The following is a 17,458-nucleotide window of genomic DNA, read 5'->3' as shown; positions in this document are numbered from 1 at the left end:
TAATAGGTTTATTTTTCTTTTCTTTGCACCCTGATTTTGAATAACGATAAAAGATAAGTATAATGTCAAGAGTTTGTGACCTTACAGGTAAAAGAGCGATGGTAGGAAATAACGTTTCTCACGCTATGAACAAAACTAAGAGAAAATTTTCTGTAAACTTAGTTAAAAAGCGTTTTTATCTTCCAGAAGAAGATAGATGGATTACTCTAAGAGTAGCTGCATCTACGATAAAAACAATTAATAAAAATGGAATCGCTGCAGTTTTGAAAAAAGCTCAGTCAGAAGGATTTATTAAATAATCCCTTCCAAAATAAAAAAATAGCAAGATGGCAAAGAAAGGTAATAGAATCCAGGTAATTTTAGAATGTACTGAACACAAAACATCAGGTGTTGCAGGGACTTCAAGATACATAACAACAAAGAACAAAAAAAATACTCCGGACAGATTAGAGATTAAAAAATTTAATCCAATCTTGAAACGTGTAACTGTTCATAAAGAAATTAAATAATTATTAGTCATGGCAAAGAAAACAGTAGCAACGTTACAGACAGCTTCTAAGAGATTATCAAAAGCCATCAAAATGGTGAAATCTCCTAAAACAGGTGCATATACATTCGTAGAATCTATTATGACTCCAGAATCAGTTGATGAATTCTTGAAAAAGAAATAATATTCAATAAGCATTATATAGAAAAGCTACTTTCATTCGGAAGTAGCTTTTTTATTTTCTATATTTACCAGTAGAAAACGTATTGGTTCGTTGGACTTAAATACTTCATTCTTAATACTATTTATACAATGAGTTTTTTCAAAAGAATATTTTCATCAGAGAAAAAAGAAACATTAGACAAAGGTCTTGAAAAATCAAAAACAAATTTCTTTTCAAAGCTAACCAAAGCGGTTGCCGGAAAGTCTAAGGTTGATGATGAAGTTTTAGATAATTTAGAGGAAATCTTAGTGGCCTCAGATGTTGGTGTGAATACAACCTTAAAGATTATTACCCGAATAGAAAGCCGTGTGGCTTCAGATAAATATTTGGGAATAGAAGAACTCAACCAAATCCTTAGAGAAGAAATTGCAGCTTTGTTATCAGAGACCAATTCTGGGGAAGCCAGTGAATTTGTAATTCCAATTCAAGCCAAGCCTTATGTTTTAATGGTTGTTGGGGTAAACGGTGTTGGGAAAACGACTACCATTGGTAAATTAGCGTATCAATTTAAAAAACAGGGCTACAAGGTTGTGCTTGGTGCGGCGGATACTTTTCGTGCAGCAGCAATTGATCAATTACAAATTTGGGCAGATCGAGTAGGCGTTCCTATTGTTCGTCAGGATATGGGAAGTGATCCCGCTTCGGTAGCTTTTGATACCTTGCAATCAGCAGTGGCTCAAAATGCCGACATTGTTATTATTGATACCGCAGGTCGTTTGCATAATAAAATTAACTTAATGAACGAGTTGACCAAGGTAAAACGAGTGATGCAAAAAGTCGTTGGTGACGCGCCACATGATGTGTTATTGGTTTTGGATGGATCAACCGGTCAGAATGCTTTTGAACAAGCGAAACAATTTACAGCAGCTACCGAAGTGACTTGTTTAGCAGTTACTAAATTGGACGGTACTGCCAAAGGCGGGGTTGTGATTGGTATTTCCGATCAATTTCAAATTCCTGTAAAATATATTGGTGTGGGTGAAGGAATTGAAGATTTGCAGGTTTTTAATAAATATGAGTTTGTAGATAGTTTTTTTAAATAATAGGTAGCTAATGAATTTCTCTTCTATCAAAAACAGCAACCCAATTTATTTTTATTTTGTAAGTATTGTTTCTTTTATAATTGCAAATCTTATTCGCGATAAGAGTCTGAGTGTCTATTATTTTTTGTTGGTAGTTGGTTTGGTATTCTTTGTTTTAGGTTTCTTGAAACGGATGAAAACAAAATAGAGTACTGATGCGAATTACTAATTTTTTGACACAAGACTTCATCATAATCTCATAGATCAAAATCTGGATTATAAAGATTTGCAACATTTCTCAGTAGGACATTTATTATTTTACAGCTGTGAATACCATAGATTTGTTGGTCATTTATGCCTATTGTCATTAACATATTGGCTGGGTCAGAAGGTATACCTAGCCCTGATTGCAGCGTAAATCCTTTTTAGCCGCTTTTTCAGCGGATAAAAAGATTGAAGCGAAAAGCAGGAAACAGCTCCTAAAAATTATTATCATATGAAAAATACATTTAGCATTCTTTTTATAGCATTTCTTTTTGTGGCTTGTCAGCAAAAGATAAAGCCAGAAGAAATTTCAAAAATAAACGGATATTGGGAAGTGGAGAAGGTTGTTTTTGATTCCATAAAGGACAAAGAATATAGGATGAATGAAGTGTATGATTATTTTGAGATAAAGAATAATAAGGGCATTCGGAAGAAAGTAATGCCACAATTAGACGGAACTTTTTTAGTGAACGATGCGTATGAAAACGTAATGGTTCGATTTGCGGATGACAAAGTATTTTTAGATTATTCAACACCGTACATGAAGTGGAGTGAGGAATTAATTGCTGTTTCAGAGCAAGAATTAGTGCTGTTGAACAAAGAAAATATAGAATATCATTACAAGAAAGCAACATCAATAAATTTACTGGGCGATGGCAAAACGACTAAATAATCAGAGTACGATAGGGGATGTTTTGAAACAAATTATCCAAGTGAATAAACTGCAACCGGGAATGGATCAAATTGACGTGAAAGATGCCTGGAAAAACCTAATGGGGAATGGTGTGAACAGTTACACTAATAACGTGGTTTTGAAAGGAAGTACTTTGTATGTTGAGTTGACTTCGTCCGTTTTGCGTGAAGAATTAAGTCACGGAAAGTCTAAAATCGTCGCGATGATTAATGAAGAATTAAGACGTGATGTGGTGAAGGATGTGGTTTTGAGGTAGAGATATAAGATTGTTGAATAACGATTTTTGATTTAAGATTTTTGAAATAAAAAAATCCCGTTTCGATTTTGAAACGGGATTTTCTATTTGTTTTCAGATTAATATGTGACTGAACACTAAAAACTGAACACTGAATACTAGAATTGCTCTCTTCCAGCAAAATGGAAAGCACCTTCGATAGCTGCATTTTCATCGCTATCAGAACCGTGAACTGCATTTTCACCAATAGAAGTTGCGTATGCTTTACGGATAGTTCCTTCAGCAGCTTCAGCTGGATTTGTAGCACCAATTAAAGTTCTGAAATCTTCAACAGCATTGTCTTTCTCTAAAATAGCAGCAACAATTGGTCCTCTTGACATGAATTCAACTAATTCACCGTAGAAAGGTCTTGCAGCGTGTACTTCGTAAAAAGCTTGTGCATCAGCAACAGTTAATTGTGTTAATTTCAAAGAAACGATTTTGAAACCTGCGTTTGTAATCATTGCAAGGATGTTTCCGATGTGTCCGTTAGCAACAGCATCAGGCTTAATCATTGTAAAAGTTCTATTAGTAGCCATTTTTTTATTTTTTAAATTTTGTGCAAAAATAGTATTTTTTTATTGAATATTTTTACAAATTCGGCATTCAAATAACGGTTATCTGATTAAAGTACAATAATATCAAATTTATTGTCCAATGGTTTGAGCTGTTTGACTAATGTTGAGATTAGATTTTCACCAAATTCTAAATAAAATTCCGAAAAATTAGTTTGTCGTTCCTGTAAACTTTGGTTTGGGAATAACTCGTTTTGCAACTCAGTGATGCGTTGCAAAATTTCACTTAATTTTCTTTTTTGTGCTTTCAGTAAGCGTTTTTCCAGATTTTCTAATCCTTTTATTTGTTTGGTTTCCTGCGCTTTTACAGCTCCAAGGAAAGACTCGTCGGTTTTGTTCGCTACATCATAAAGCTCCTGAAATTGTTTTTGCAATTGGATTTTAAGATGCGTTAAATCGACTGGGAAATCTGACAATTCTTTGGTTTTAGTTGTTACTAAATCGGCCTGTTTCGAAAATAAACCACCCCAATTCAAGTCTAATTTATCTGCTTTTTTAGCTTGCTTTTCGGTTGCCAATAGTACAGAGTTTCTCAATAAAAGCATTGGAAAAGTTACTTTTGCAGCAGCAAAAAAGGATTTTAGTTCCAACCAATAGGCAATTTCTCCACCTCCGCCGATGTAACATAGATTTGGTAAAATCACTTCCTGATACAAAGGACGCATAATCACGTTGGGACTGAATTTCTCCGGATGATTTTCTAAAAGGGATAGAATTTCATTTTCAGAAAACTCAATTTTAGTGTGGTTTACTTTGTATCTGTCGTTTTCAAATATTATACGTTCTCTGATGTCATCTTCAATATAGAACAAATTGATTTCACGAGGATTTACCTGAACCGTATACTCTTTTAACTTTTCGGCAGTTTCCAACACTAATTTATGGGAAGATTGATGCAGTAATTCTTCTTTTGCAAAAGGGATAAAGTTGCGTTTTAAATCAGCATTATCAGCATCCAAAATAACTAAACCATACGCACCAAAAAGCGAATTTGCTAAAAATCTTGTGGCATCGGCTAGATTATCGTGTTTGAGATATGAATCTTCAAATAATTTTTTTATCGTGTCAGCATTTAAACTGGAGCCGATTTCTAATGTAAATATTTCAAGAAATTCATCCAGACCTTCAGTTGACAAACGACCCACAGGGCCAGTACTTTCTTTGTTCCAGCGGAATTTTTTGCCTTTAAAATTGAAATAATTGATTTCTTCAAAATCATGATCCTCGGTTGCCATCCAGTAAACGGGCACGAAATTATACGTTGGATATTTCGCTTTTAATTCAGTTGTTAAATTAATGGTCGAAATGATTTTGTACAAAAAATATAAAGGTCCGCTGAACAAATTTAACTGATGTCCTGTTGTAACAGTAAATGTATTCGGGTTATTTAAAGCGTCAATATTTTGTTTGGTCAAAACTGAAGTTTCAACTTTTGAATATTGTTTTTGTAAAGTGGAAACTAGAGTTGGTCTGTTGTTATTATTGTAGTTGTTCTGCTTTTCAAGGATTTGATCTTCAAAGTTCTCAAGCTTTGGGAATCTATTGTATAGAGAATCTAGATTGTTCTTTTGATCTAAATAATCGTTCATTAAAGAAGAGAAATATCCGGAATTTTGATAGCTGATACAGTCGGTTGGCATGTTTTGAGTTTCTAAATTTGTCGCTAAAGTAAGAAAAAGTAAAGTTATTTTTTTTTGGTTTAAGATATGTTTAGGAAAATAGTAATTATCTCTTTAAACTAAAATGACCTTTATATTCTTTTCCATCAGCTCTGTTTACTACAAACCAATAATCATCGGAAGGAAGTTCATATCCATTCATGGTTCCGTTCCAATCGTTATTTTGGATTAATTCTTTGATTAATTTTCCATAACGGTCAAATATTTTTATAATCAAGTTGGTTTCCAAATCTGAAAATTTAATATTCCAAGTATCATTAAAACCATCTCCGTTTGGGGTAAAATATTTGGGGTACATTAATAAAAAGACTTCATCTGTGGCAGTTCCGCAACCATTTTTGTCTCGGACATGTACGGTATATTCGCCACTAAACAATGCCGAAAATTGATTGCTGTCCTGAAAATGAGTACCATCAATTGAATATTCGAAATCACCTGCGCCCGATGCAAAAACAGTAATTATATTCTGATTGTCGGTCCAATCTTTCGTCTCTACAGAATTTATAATGGCAATGTTTGATTTTCGTACTTCAAAATTCTTAGTACTCGAACATAAAATTGTACTGTAATTAGTAGTAACGGTAACAGAATAATTTCCTGGATTTGCAATAAGTATCGTAGATGTTGTTGCACCTGTTGACCACAAATAAGTGTCGAAACCTAATCCGGCATCAACAGTAATGGAATTGTTTTCGCAAATGGGAACAACATCAGGAATTGTAATAATTGGTTTTGATACAAGCGTTAATTTTAATTCAACAATGGCATAACAAGGCGTATTAGAATTGATGCGAACATAAATTTTGTTCTCACCAAAAGATAAGTTGTAATTTGAAAAATTATTGATTTGATTAACTGTCAATTGATTTTCTGCACCTAAAAAAGTCGAATAATAAGAAAACGTATATCCTGAAGTATTTGAAATTAACTTAGAATCGTAAACTGATAGATTCACTTTCTCGGATCCGTCATTCAAATCATCACAAAATAATTCTTCATAATTATTTGCAGGTAAAGTGTTTATTAGTGAAATAGTAACAGCTAATTTATTAAGGCTTTCGCAATTATTTTCTGTTTGCGAAGCATAATAAGTCACGCCGTCTTGCAAAGAGGTTAAATTCGACAAAAGAACTGCGGCTGAATTGTACCATTTTATTTCATTACCTGAAATCTTGATAGTTTCCAAAGTTGGGTTTTGACTGGAACAAAAAGTCTGACTTGTATTTCCTGTTGGTTCAGGAGTATTTTGGGTATTTATTAGGACAGGAATTCTTTCGCTTTCGCAGCCACTAATGGTTTGTGAGGCGTAATAAGTGATTCCGTTTTCAAGTGGAGTTGTGTTTGATAAAAGAGTTCCATTTGTTAAAGTATCATACCATTTTATATTTTGACCTGTAATTGCAATGCTACTAATTGTTGCATTTTGTTGAATGCAAAAAGTTTGAGGGGAAATTATAATGGGATTTGTAGACTTATCAAATGTGTAAAGTTTTAAATCGGTTTCAACAAAGCAAAATGGATTATTTTGAAAATAACTTTTGACTCTTATGGTTTCTTCTTTTTTGATTGTATTGGTATATGGATTTGGTAAAGGACTGGGTAATAAATTTCCATTTGAATCTATATATTCAACTACTAAATTAGTTTGACTCCCTACTATAGTCGAGTTTATATTCGAAGTATCAAAGGAGTTCGATATTCCAGATCCTGGAATCGTCTCGCAGGAATAAATGGAGTTCAGAGTATTAATAGCAGGGGTATTAGTAATAGTGATGTCTTTTTCTAGCGTTTGTGAATCAGAGCCGCAATTTACTATCACTTTAACGTGATAAGTCCCTTCATCTGAAAACTGGTGTGTTGGATTATTAATTGCTGCACTATTTGATGATGAATTAGGGTCGTTAAAATCCCAACTAATTGAATCAAATGTTCCGTTTACCTTAAAGCTAGTCAAGCCGTTCAAACAGGTATTTTCAGTGATTATTTCACCAGTGGCATTTGATGCATCAAGTTTATATTTATAAAACATAACATCGCTGGCATTGTTACCACTGTTATTGTTGATAAAAGAACCGTTGATAGTTAATGGGGAACTTTGAAAATTTGCCGTTAGGAATAGGTCATTTCCATTAAATAAAATTGGGCTAGCAGCATCAGTAGACATGCCTTGCGAATAATAATTTGTTCCATTTGATTTTAGTATAAATTCAGATTCAAAATTGTTTAAATTGACTTTAAAAAGTACCAAATCCTCACTATTATATTCAGACGAACCACTAGTGTACGTTCTACTTTTGATCGTTGCATTGGGAAATGTCATTGTGCCGGTAAAACTAGAAAAAATAAATAATTCATTTCCTTTTTCAGTTAAATAACCCGTGTTTCCTGAAGAGTTTCCATCCATTCCGGGAATGTCCAAACGTGATGAGTTGTTAATTTGTTTAATTCTCTCTAAGTTTCCTGTGGTAATATTGAATTCTGATAAAATACTTTGGGTAAAATGATATCCTTCGATAGGATCTGTATAAATAGTTCCAAGTATATCTGCTAGTTTGTAAAAAGATGCCCACAGATATAATTTGTCATTGTTAGGGTTATAATGCAAAAGAGTTGGTCTGTGAAAAGATGCATTTTTAGTTTTATTGTTGGAAATTTCTTTACTCCAGACAATATTTAAATTAGTATCGATTTTATCAATGTCTGAATGAGTATATGAACTATTTGAAGGTGAATATTTTGCGAAATATAAATCTCCATTTTTATCCATTGCAGAGCTAGTATACTCAGCATCGCTAGTTCCAAATTTTTTAGCTTCTTTTAGATTTCCATCAAGATCAAATTTAGAAATGAATAATAATGGATGGTATAAATAATATCCGGTATTAAAGGTGTTTGTCAGTGTTATTTGATTGTTGATTGTTATGCTAGCCATGAATGTGCCAGTTATGTATAGAATATCATTGTGGATATAGATATCTCTCATTCCGTAATCTGCACCACTACCTATTGATCGGTTCCAAACAAAATTTCCATTTTTATCAAATTTCACCAGATTTAATCCAGGATACATAGGCAATCCACTAAACAATTGTGGATAGGTGCCTACAGTATTATGAGCATTATACCAAGTAAATAAAACATATATATTGTCTTGGCTGTCAATTGCTAACTTACTTAAATAGAGATTTCTTTCGTCAATTTCTTTTTTCCAAACTAAATTGCAATTAAAATCAAATTTGTAAATAGACATCCAATCTCCGAAATTCCCTCCATTCTTTGCTAAGTATATACCATCGCTTGCTTTCTTTAAATCAGCAGTAGCATCATCATTCCAACCACCAAAGTTTTTTGTACAATCAAAACATTGACCTTGCATTGCAAATGAAAAAGTAAAAAGTAAAAAGTAAAAAAATAAAAAAGGAAAAAGAAAAATTCGCTTCATAAGTAAGATTTATAGCAAAACAAATGTAATTAAATATCTACAGATTACATAAAAACTAAAAATGGCATTATTTTATATTTGAATCCAAAGAATAAATAAAAACGTAGCCTTTTACTTTTGTGGAAAGAACATAAATAAGCCTTATTTTTGCACCAAACTTATTTCTTTTGAAAACCAAATTATTCGTAATTACGCCGCCTTTTACCCAACTGAATACACCTTATCCGGCAACCGCATATATCAAAGGGTTTCTGAATACTAAAAACATTGAGTCTGTTCAGGCGGATTTGGGCATCGAAGTGATTTTGAAATTGTTTTCGAAAGAAGGACTTGAAAATTTGTTTAAAGTCGCAAGTTTAAAGTTTAACGTTGGAGAAGTCTCAGATAATTCGAAACGTATTTACGCTTTGCAAGATGAATACCTTAAAACGATAAATCCTGTTATTGCTTTCCTTCAAGGGAAAAATCCAACATTAGCGCTTCAAATATGTCAGGAAGATTTTTTGCCTGAAGCATCTCGGTTTGCACAATTAGAAGAATTAGATTGGGCTTTTGGAACCATGGGAACACAGGATAAAGCGAAACATTTGGCGACTTTGTATCTCGAAGATATTTCAGATTTTATCGTTGAATGTGTCGATGCGAATTTTGGTTTCAGTCGCTATGCCGAACGCTTAGGTAGGTCTGCCAATTCTTTTGACGAATTGTACGAAGCCTTACAACAAGAGCCAACGTACATTGATAACATTCTTCTTTCGATTTTGAAAGAAAAAATAGAAACCGTTCAACCTACATTTTTTTTGATTTCTGTTCCGTTTCCAGGAAATCTATATTCAGCTTTTCGTTCCGCGCAATGGGTGAAAAAGCATTATCCGAATACTAAAATTTCAATGGGCGGCGGTTTCCCAAATACGGAACTGCGTTCGCTTTCGGATACTCGAGTTTTTGAGTTTTTCGATTTTATTACGTTGGATGATGGAGAAGCACCAATTGAAGAATTAATAAATGCTGTCACTTCGAACGCAGTCGAGAAGCTATATAAAAGAACTTTTCTGTTGGAAGACGGAAAAGTAGTTTACAAAAATAATTCCCTAAAGCCTGATTATAAACAATCACAAGTGGGTACTCCAGATTACTCTGATTTACTTTTGGATAAATACATTTCGGTAATCGAAATTGTAAATCCAATGCACCGCATGTGGAGTGATGGCCGCTGGAATAAACTCACTATGGCGCACGGTTGCTATTGGGGAAAATGTACGTTTTGTGATATTTCTTTAGATTATATCAAAATTTACGAACCCGTTGCAGCCAATTTATTATGCGACCGAATAGAAGAAATGATTGCCCAAACAGGCGAGAACGGATTTCATTTTGTGGATGAAGCTGCACCTCCTGCTTTGATGCGCGCTCTAGCACTAGAAATACTCCGCAGGAAATTAGCGGTTACTTGGTGGACGAACATTCGATTTGAAAAAAGTTTTACCAAAGATTTGTGTCTACTTCTAAAAGCTTCCGGTTGCATTGCGGTATCTGGTGGTCTCGAAGTCGCTTCTGATCGATTATTGAAACTTATCGACAAAGGTGTAACAGTAGAACAAGTTGCGAAAGTCACCCGGAATTTTACTGAAGCAGGCGTTATGGTTCATGCGTATTTGATGTACGGATATCCTACCCAAACCATTCAGGAAACGGTGGATAGCCTTGAAATGGTGCGTCAATTATTTGAAGTTGGTGTATTACAATCGGGATTTTGGCATCAATTTGCAATGACCGCGCACAGTCCAGTGGGCTTGTATCCGGAGAAATTTGGTGTGGTAAAGGAAACCGAAGCGATTGGAACTTTTGCAAATAATGATATTAATTATACTGATTCAACAGGAATCAATCATGATAAATTCAGTTTTGGGCTCAAGAAATCCTTGTTCAATTTCATGCACGGAATCTGTTTTGATTACGAGTTGCAGGACTGGTTTGAATTTAAAATTCCAAAGACTAAAATTTCACCTGATTTTATTTTTGACGCTTTACTTGAAGACGAGGATTTCAACATCAAGCCTACAGCAAAAATTGTTTGGTTAGGCGGAAAACCATTTGTAGAACATTTTACCAAATCCAAGAAAGGAAATTCCTGGGAAATGATGACTTTGACTTTCCATGATAAAAAAGAAAGTTTCAATATTCAAACTAACAAGCAGGAAGGAGAATGGCTAGTAGAAATGCTGTTGAAAATCTCCGTTTCTAACGTTAAAATATACACTTTTCAAGAAGTAAAAGCGGACTTTGAATCAAACTTGGAAGACTTTGAATTGTTTTGGTTCTCAAAACCAATTAAAACTCTTAGAGATTTTGGATTATTAGTCTTGTAAAATTATTTCTTGAAACTATAGTAAATTAGCATAAAACTTTTATTTTTCGATTACGAAAACGTTTTCTTTTACTTATTTTTACGAAACTAAAATAGAAACAAATGAGTATTGGTTATAAAGTTAATGTAAACGACACTTTTCATTTTGATTTGGAAAAGGAAAGTGTTTCACAACTGGATGCAGTGCGTGTGGAAACGGATAAATTCCATGTTTTACACGAAAACACTCCTTTTCAAGCGGAAATCATCACTTCTGATTTTCTCAAAAAAAGCTATACCGTAAAGGTAAACAACAACACCTATAACGTTGCCATTTCAAATTCTTTAGATATTTTGATTAAAGAAATGGGATTTGAAACAGGACTTACCAAACAAGTCAATTTTATCAAAGCACCTATGCCCGGATTGATTCTGGAAATCAGTGTGGTGGTGGGACAAGAGGTAAAAGAAAACGACAATTTAATTATTCTTGGCGCCATGAAGATGGAAAACAGTTTTCTTTCGCCTCGCGATGGTATCATCAAAACCATTTCGGTTGCTATGGGAGACGCCGTGGATAAAGGACAGTTGTTAATTGAATTCGAGTAGAGATAAAAGATACAAGATAAAAAGAACCAAGAATTTATATTTCTTTGCTCTTGCAGCGAAGCGGTCTTTATTCTTTTAGTCTTAATAAATATGAAAAAAATATTAGTTGCCAATAGAGGGGAAATCGCTATCAGAGTGATGAAAACCGCACAGAAAATGGGCATAAAAACCGTTGCGGTTTATTCAACAGCCGACAGAAATGCACCGCACGTAAAATTTGCTGATGAAGCCGTTTGGATTGGAGAAGCACCTTCCAGTCAATCGTATTTGTTAGGAAGTAAAATTATAGAGGTTGCGAAATCTTTAAACGTAGATGCCATTCACCCGGGTTATGGATTTTTGAGTGAAAATGCTGATTTTGCTGAAGAAGCGGAAAAAAATAACATCATTTTTATTGGTCCAAAGTCGAAAGCGATAAAAATCATGGGAAGTAAATTAGCGGCCAAAGAAGCCGTTAAACAATACGATATCCCAATGGTTCCCGGTTTTGACCAAGCCATTACGGATGTCGAAAAAGCAAAAGTTATTGCCAAGGAAGTTGGTTTTCCAATACTGATTAAAGCTTCTGCCGGTGGTGGTGGAAAAGGAATGCGTGTGGTAGAAAGCGAAGCTGATTTCGAATCTCAAATGGATCGCGCCATCAGTGAAGCAATCGCTGCTTTTGGAGATGGTTCGGTTTTTATCGAAAAATATGTGGGCTCGCCAAGACATATCGAAATTCAGGTTATGGCAGACAGCCACGGAAATGTCCTATATTTATTCGAAAGAGAATGTAGCATCCAGCGTCGTCACCAAAAAGTGATTGAAGAAGCACCTTCTTCGGTTTTAACACCGGAATTGCGAAAAAAAATGGGAGAAGCTGCTGTTTTGGTGGCTAAATCCTGTGATTATTTAGGAGCTGGAACTGTTGAATTTTTATTGGACGAAAATAATAATTTCTACTTCTTGGAAATGAATACACGTTTGCAGGTGGAACATCCCGTTACGGAATGGATTACCGGAACCGATTTGGTCGAACTGCAAATTAGAGTCGCAAGGGGAGAAGAATTGGCAATCAAACAAGAAGACTTGAAAATAAAAGGACATGCGATGGAATTGCGTGTGTATGCCGAAGATCCGATTAATGATTTTTTACCAAGCGTAGGTCATTTGGATGTTTATAAATTGCCTGTTGGCGAAGGAATTCGTGTGGATAATGGTTTTGAACAAGGCATGGATATTCCTATTTATTATGATCCGATGTTAGCCAAATTAATCACTTATGGAGAAACTCGTGAAGAAGCGATTCAAATTATGATTAAGGCCATTGAAGATTATCATGTGGAGGGTGTGCAGACAACATTGCCTTTTGGGAAATTTGTTTTTGAACATGAAGCGTTTCGTTCCGGTAAATTTGACACGCATTTTGTCAAGAATTACTACAGTGCCGAAATGTTAAAAAACCAAATAGCGCAAGAAGCCGAAATCGCTGCGAAGGTCGCTTTGAAACAATATTTTGAAGATCAAAAAATCATACGCTTACTAAATTAAAATTGTTGTTCTGACCATTAAGGAATTAAGAAAATTTAAGTTCAGCTTTTTAAATGAAACTTAATTTTTAAATGGTTTTCAAATAAAAATTAGCGAATTGGCGGTTAAAAAAATAAATATGAAAGATAAAATAAATATACTTAATCATAAAATTGCAGAAGCTCATTTGGGTGGTGGTAAAAATAGAATAGCAAAACAACATTCGAATAAAAAACTTACTGCCAGAGAACGTGTCAATTACTTGATGGACGAAGGTTCTTTTGAAGAAATTGGGATGTTGGTGACGCACCGAACATCTGATTTTGGAATGGAAAAAGAGTTGTATTACGGTGACGGTGTCATTACGGGATACGGAACCATAAATGGGCGATTGGTGTATATTTTTGCGCAGGATTTTACGGTATTTGGCGGTTCGTTATCCGAAACTCATGCCGAGAAAATCTGTAAAGTGATGGATATGGCAGTCAAAATGGGAGCGCCCATGATTGGTCTTAATGATTCTGGTGGAGCGCGTATTCAGGAAGGTGTTCGGTCTTTAGGCGGTTATGCTGATATTTTTTACAGAAACGTACAAGCTTCAGGTGTGATTCCGCAAATCTCCGCTATTATGGGACCCTGCGCCGGTGGAGCGGTGTATTCTCCGGCAATGACTGATTTTACAATGATGGTGGAAGATACTAGTTACATGTTCGTGACTGGCCCGAATGTAGTGAAAACTGTAACCAATGAAACCGTAACGTCGGAGGAATTGGGTGGTGCGAGTACGCATTCTACTAAATCGGGTGTGGCGCATTGTACTTCTACTAATGATGTGGAATGTCTGGAGGATTTGAAACGCTTATTGAGCTATTTGCCGCAGAGCAACAAAGAAAAAGCACAAAATTTACCGTACGAAATGAATGATGAGGTTCGTACCAAATTAGCGACTATCATACCGGATAATCCAAACAAGCCATATGATATGCATGAGGTGATTGGTGGAATTATTGACGAGGATTCCTTTTATGAAATTCATAAAAATTATGCCGAAAATATCTTAGTTGGTTTTGCTCGATTGGGAGGAAAAAGTATTGGAATTATAGCCAACCAACCGATGATTTTAGCTGGTTGTCTGGATGTGAACAGTTCCAAAAAAGCGGCACGATTTACCCGTTTTTGCGATTGTTTTAATATTCCATTATTAGTTTTGGTGGATGTGCCTGGTTTTTTACCGGGAACTGATCAAGAGTGGAACGGAATTATCGTTCACGGTGCGAAACTGTTGTACGCCCTTAGCGAAGCAACCGTGCCGCGAGTAACCGTAATTACCCGTAAAGCATATGGTGGTGCGTACGATGTAATGAACTCAAAACACATTGGTGCCGACATAAATTTTGCTTGGCCAACTGCTGAAATTGCTGTGATGGGAGCTAAAGGAGCATCAGAAATTATCTTCAAGAAAGAAATCAATGAAGCCGAAGATCATGAAGCCAAACTCTTGGAAAAAGAAGCGGAATACGCTGATTTGTTTGCGAATCCGTATACTGCAGCGCAACGTGGTTTTGTAGATGAGGTAATCTTACCAGAAGACACTCGACGCAAATTGATAAAGGCGTTTAGCATGCTCGAAAATAAAGAAAGCATAACGCCAAATAGAAAACACGGAAATATTCCTTTGTAATTATTGGATATAAAAATTTTGAACGACCCCGAAAAGTTAAATACTATTTGGGGTTTTTTATGAAAAAATTTCAAGAATCCGACTGCTGTTTTAAACATATAAATTACCAGTTTAGATTTTGGAAGGATAGTCGTTTGGTTCTAGGTTCAGCGAAAACATTTTTTTTAAAAAGAATAAGTTATAAATTCCAATAGAATCTATGAGAAAATTATTAGTTAAGATTCAAATTGAATTAAGCGATGGAATAGATTATCTAATAAATAAATGATGTTAATGGTAAACCGCAGTAGCTTAAATTGTTGTTTTTTTTATGACAAAAAAAGTCTAACTTTGGCCAGCAAAAAAAGTGATATATCTTACAAAAATATTGGTAAGATTATTAAGTTGTTTTTTTATTTGCTTATAACATATGAAGAGATTGTGTAGCCTAAATACGTACTTTAAATTATTGTTGTTGATTGCATCAGCAACTGTGTTCTTTTTTATTTTATACGCTTCACTTTACCTTTACACCGTTCAGGAAGAGCATCGTTTTTATAAAGCGACCTACAATCAATATAATAATGAGGTTAAATCATTATTCAGACTTAATTCTAAAACGCCTACAGCAACGGTTATTGACGTCACATTTTGGGATGAACTAGTCAATTTTACTAAAACCAAGGACGAAAAATGGTACAATAATTACATATTAAGTGAATTTGAATCGTATGACGCGGATTATATTGGAATATACGATTTAAACAAAAAAATAATTAATAAGACAACTTCTGCTAAGGTTAAAGGTTTTGATTTTATTCCAAAAGCAATGATGACTTCCCTTCATCAAAGTAAACTGAAAAGGTTTTATGTAAAAATTCCTGAGGGTATAGTTGAGGTTTTTGGAGCAACAATTCATCCTTCAAGTGATCCAAAAAAGATTAAAACAAAACCTTCTGGCTATTTTTTCATGGCCAGACTTTTAGATAAACCCTTTTTTAATGCCTTGGGTAATTTAAGTAGTTCCAAAATTAATTTGGTTTCTGCAGATTATATCTTGAATCCTGAGGACGATTTTGTCACCGTTGGATTGGATCTAAAAGATTGGAAAAACAAAGTGGTCAGCAAATTAGTTTTTAAAAGACCTTTTAATTTAAATTATAGTAAAACGAAAGAAATTCTTTTAATAGTCGTTTTAGCTTCTTTTGTCAATATTTTAATTTTTATTTATTACACTAAAAAATGGGTTTATGACCCATTAAAATTGATTAAAAATATTCTTGAAACCGGAAGTAATACTTCCATAAACAGTTTGAAAAAATCCAAAGGAGAATTTGGCTATATTGGAAATCTATTCGAAGAAAACAGCAATCAAAGGAAGCAATTAGAAATTGCTAAGCAAAAAGCTGAGGAAAGTGATACACTAAAATCTTCTTTCTTAGCTAATCTATCACACGAGATCAGAACGCCCATGAATGCCATTATGGGATTTAGTGATTTATTGACGGACGCTAAGCTGTCGGAAAAAGAGAGATTCGAATATTTGAAAATTATAAAAAACAGCGGAAATAATTTAGTTTCAATTATTGAGGATTTAATTGAAATGTCCAGAATTGATGCCAAGCAAATAGCACCGAATTATAAAGGATTGGATATAGAAAAATGTATTGCTGAATTGTATAAATCTATCAAAATTACAATTCCTAAAGAAAAAGATATTGAGTTTTGTGTAGTGGAAAGTAGCGTGAAGCTTCAGAAAAATATACTTACTGATGAAACAAAACTGAAGCAGATTATTGTAAATTTAATAACAAACGCTGTAAAATTTACAGAAAAAGGTTTCGTGTCTTTTGGATATTCCATAAACAAAGAAAGAAATGTTTTAGAGTTTACGATTCAAGATTCTGGTTTAGGAATTAGTGATGATTATACGAAAGTTATCTTTGACAGATTCAGAAGAATTGAAGACAATGCAACTAGTGAAATGACAGGATTGGGACTTGGTTTGTCTATTACTAAAGCATATGTCGAAATGTTGGGTGGGGAAATAAGTGTAAAATCGACCATGGGAATTGGATCTGTTTTTACATTTACGATACCGTTACAATATGATGAAACTGTTGTAGAAAATTTGCCGGGGAAAAAGATCTCCTTTTCTGGAAATTATGAGAATGAGATTATTTTGATTGCGGAAGATGACAATATTAATTTCCTGCTGTTAAAGAAAATTATAGAATCAAAAAAGCATACCGTTTTACGAGCTTTTAACGGTCAGGAAGCAGTAAATATTTGTGCTGAAAATCCACATGTCAGTTTGGTTTTTATGGATATAAAAATGCCGGTATTAAACGGTTTTGAAGCCTTTGAACAGATAAAAGTATTAAAACCGGAACTTCCCGTTATTGCCCAAACCGCGTATTCTTCCTTTGAAGACAGAGAACGAATTATGCAATCGGGATTTATGGACTACATTACAAAACCATTGGACAAAGAGAAAATATTCGAATTATTAGATACTGTTTTTATGGAAATTAATTCCTAAATTTAATAATAAAAAATATTCCGGATTTCTATTTGGGTACTTTTTTTTTATTTGTCGTTTCATCTAAAACTATCAATTTTTTTTTTTCTAATTGATTCCCCATCCTCTAAAACTTAATTGACAAAGAATTT

Annotated in this window: 14 protein-coding genes; 11 read left to right on the top strand and 3 right to left on the bottom strand. The window is 34.1% G+C overall.

Annotation, left to right across the window (positions count from 1 at the left end):
- The first annotated feature begins 62 nt into the window (after positions 1 to 62).
- The 6 genes from rpmB to E0F89_RS07995 all read left to right on the top strand — a co-directional run bounded on the left by rpmB (position 63) and on the right by E0F89_RS07995 (position 2,946).
- The gene (gene rpmB, locus E0F89_RS08020; RefSeq protein WP_024980263.1) at positions 63 to 299 is read left to right on the top strand and encodes a 50S ribosomal protein L28; all 237 of its coding nucleotides are present in this window, start codon (positions 63 to 65) and stop codon (positions 297 to 299) included.
- A gap of 27 nt (positions 300 to 326) precedes the next feature.
- Entirely contained in the window at positions 327 to 509 is a 183-nt protein-coding gene (gene rpmG / locus E0F89_RS08015; RefSeq protein WP_017495179.1) for a 50S ribosomal protein L33, read from the top strand.
- A gap of 9 nt (positions 510 to 518) precedes the next feature.
- Entirely contained in the window at positions 519 to 671 is a 153-nt protein-coding gene (locus E0F89_RS08010; protein WP_072675716.1) for a DUF4295 domain-containing protein, read from the top strand.
- 128 nt (positions 672 to 799) lie between these two features.
- A complete protein-coding gene (gene ftsY / locus E0F89_RS08005) occupies positions 800 to 1,753 on the top strand; it encodes a signal recognition particle-docking protein FtsY (RefSeq protein WP_131909273.1) in 954 nt (317 codons plus the stop codon).
- A gap of 475 nt (positions 1,754 to 2,228) precedes the next feature.
- Positions 2,229 to 2,669, top strand: coding sequence for a hypothetical protein (locus E0F89_RS08000; protein WP_131909272.1), 441 nt, complete (start codon positions 2,229 to 2,231; stop codon positions 2,667 to 2,669).
- Positions 2,650 to 2,946, top strand: coding sequence for a DUF721 domain-containing protein (locus E0F89_RS07995; protein ID WP_073355171.1), 297 nt, complete (start codon positions 2,650 to 2,652; stop codon positions 2,944 to 2,946). Before E0F89_RS08000 ends, E0F89_RS07995 begins: the two co-directional genes overlap by 20 nt.
- A gap of 137 nt (positions 2,947 to 3,083) precedes the next feature.
- On the opposite strand, the gene E0F89_RS07990 is transcribed toward E0F89_RS07995, so the two are convergent.
- The 3 genes from E0F89_RS07990 to E0F89_RS07980 form a co-directional block, all read right to left on the bottom strand.
- Positions 3,084 to 3,503 carry a nucleoside-diphosphate kinase gene (locus E0F89_RS07990; RefSeq protein WP_113634352.1) on the bottom strand — a complete coding sequence of 140 codons (420 nt, stop codon included), beginning with the start codon at positions 3,501 to 3,503 and terminating at the stop codon, positions 3,084 to 3,086.
- A gap of 86 nt (positions 3,504 to 3,589) precedes the next feature.
- Complete coding sequence (gene bshC, locus E0F89_RS07985; RefSeq protein ID WP_131909271.1) at positions 3,590 to 5,179, bottom strand: bacillithiol biosynthesis cysteine-adding enzyme BshC; 1,590 nt, start codon at positions 5,177 to 5,179, stop codon at positions 3,590 to 3,592.
- An 85-nt stretch (positions 5,180 to 5,264) separates the two neighbouring features.
- Positions 5,265 to 8,660, bottom strand: a complete 3,396-nt coding sequence (locus E0F89_RS07980; protein ID WP_131909270.1) for a T9SS type B sorting domain-containing protein — start codon at positions 8,658 to 8,660, stop codon at positions 5,265 to 5,267.
- 167 nt (positions 8,661 to 8,827) lie between these two features.
- Here E0F89_RS07980 and E0F89_RS07975 point away from each other — a divergent pair, with 167 nt between their 5' ends.
- The 5 genes from E0F89_RS07975 to E0F89_RS07955 all read left to right on the top strand — a co-directional run bounded on the left by E0F89_RS07975 (position 8,828) and on the right by E0F89_RS07955 (position 17,327).
- Positions 8,828 to 11,029 (top strand): B12-binding domain-containing radical SAM protein, encoded by a 2,202-nt coding sequence (locus E0F89_RS07975; RefSeq protein ID WP_131909269.1) that lies wholly within the window; start codon positions 8,828 to 8,830, stop codon positions 11,027 to 11,029.
- Between the two features lie 101 nt (positions 11,030 to 11,130).
- A complete protein-coding gene (locus E0F89_RS07970; RefSeq protein ID WP_131909268.1) occupies positions 11,131 to 11,616 on the top strand; it encodes an acetyl-CoA carboxylase biotin carboxyl carrier protein subunit in 486 nt (161 codons plus the stop codon).
- A gap of 90 nt (positions 11,617 to 11,706) precedes the next feature.
- Positions 11,707 to 13,146 carry an acetyl-CoA carboxylase biotin carboxylase subunit gene (accC, locus tag E0F89_RS07965; protein ID WP_131909267.1) on the top strand — a complete coding sequence of 480 codons (1,440 nt, stop codon included), beginning with the start codon at positions 11,707 to 11,709 and terminating at the stop codon, positions 13,144 to 13,146.
- Positions 13,147 to 13,264: 118 nt separating this feature from the next.
- Positions 13,265 to 14,806, top strand: a complete 1,542-nt coding sequence (locus E0F89_RS07960; protein ID WP_131909266.1) for an acyl-CoA carboxylase subunit beta — start codon at positions 13,265 to 13,267, stop codon at positions 14,804 to 14,806.
- Between the two features lie 409 nt (positions 14,807 to 15,215).
- Positions 15,216 to 17,327 carry a response regulator gene (locus E0F89_RS07955; protein WP_131909265.1) on the top strand — a complete coding sequence of 704 codons (2,112 nt, stop codon included), beginning with the start codon at positions 15,216 to 15,218 and terminating at the stop codon, positions 17,325 to 17,327.
- The last annotated feature ends 131 nt before the right edge of the window (positions 17,328 to 17,458 follow it).

It is taken from the genome of Flavobacterium caseinilyticum, from assembly GCF_004349085.1.
Classification (GTDB): Bacteria; Bacteroidota; Bacteroidia; order Flavobacteriales; family Flavobacteriaceae; genus Flavobacterium; species Flavobacterium caseinilyticum.
This window is presented reverse-complemented; position numbering and strand designations above follow the sequence as displayed.

What these genes read in the sequence shown, in the direction of transcription:
- E0F89_RS07990 (WP_113634352.1), bottom strand. Translation starts at nt 3,503, where the DNA reads ATGGCTACTAATAGAACTTTTACAATGATTAAGCCTGATGCTGTTGCT.
- E0F89_RS07955 (WP_131909265.1), top strand. Translation starts at nt 15,216, where the DNA reads ATGAAGAGATTGTGTAGCCTAAATACGTACTTTAAATTATTGTTGTTG.
- E0F89_RS08000 (WP_131909272.1), top strand. Translation starts at nt 2,229, where the DNA reads ATGAAAAATACATTTAGCATTCTTTTTATAGCATTTCTTTTTGTGGCT.
- E0F89_RS07960 (WP_131909266.1), top strand. Translation starts at nt 13,265, where the DNA reads ATGAAAGATAAAATAAATATACTTAATCATAAAATTGCAGAAGCTCAT.
- accC (WP_131909267.1), top strand. Translation starts at nt 11,707, where the DNA reads ATGAAAAAAATATTAGTTGCCAATAGAGGGGAAATCGCTATCAGAGTG.
- E0F89_RS07995 (WP_073355171.1), top strand. Translation starts at nt 2,650, where the DNA reads ATGGCAAAACGACTAAATAATCAGAGTACGATAGGGGATGTTTTGAAA.
- bshC (WP_131909271.1), bottom strand. Translation starts at nt 5,179, where the DNA reads ATGCCAACCGACTGTATCAGCTATCAAAATTCCGGATATTTCTCTTCT.
- E0F89_RS07980 (WP_131909270.1), bottom strand. Translation starts at nt 8,660, where the DNA reads ATGAAGCGAATTTTTCTTTTTCCTTTTTTATTTTTTTACTTTTTACTT.
- rpmB (WP_024980263.1), top strand. Translation starts at nt 63, where the DNA reads ATGTCAAGAGTTTGTGACCTTACAGGTAAAAGAGCGATGGTAGGAAAT.
- ftsY (WP_131909273.1), top strand. Translation starts at nt 800, where the DNA reads ATGAGTTTTTTCAAAAGAATATTTTCATCAGAGAAAAAAGAAACATTA.
- rpmG (WP_017495179.1), top strand. Translation starts at nt 327, where the DNA reads ATGGCAAAGAAAGGTAATAGAATCCAGGTAATTTTAGAATGTACTGAA.
- E0F89_RS07970 (WP_131909268.1), top strand. Translation starts at nt 11,131, where the DNA reads ATGAGTATTGGTTATAAAGTTAATGTAAACGACACTTTTCATTTTGAT.
- E0F89_RS08010 (WP_072675716.1), top strand. Translation starts at nt 519, where the DNA reads ATGGCAAAGAAAACAGTAGCAACGTTACAGACAGCTTCTAAGAGATTA.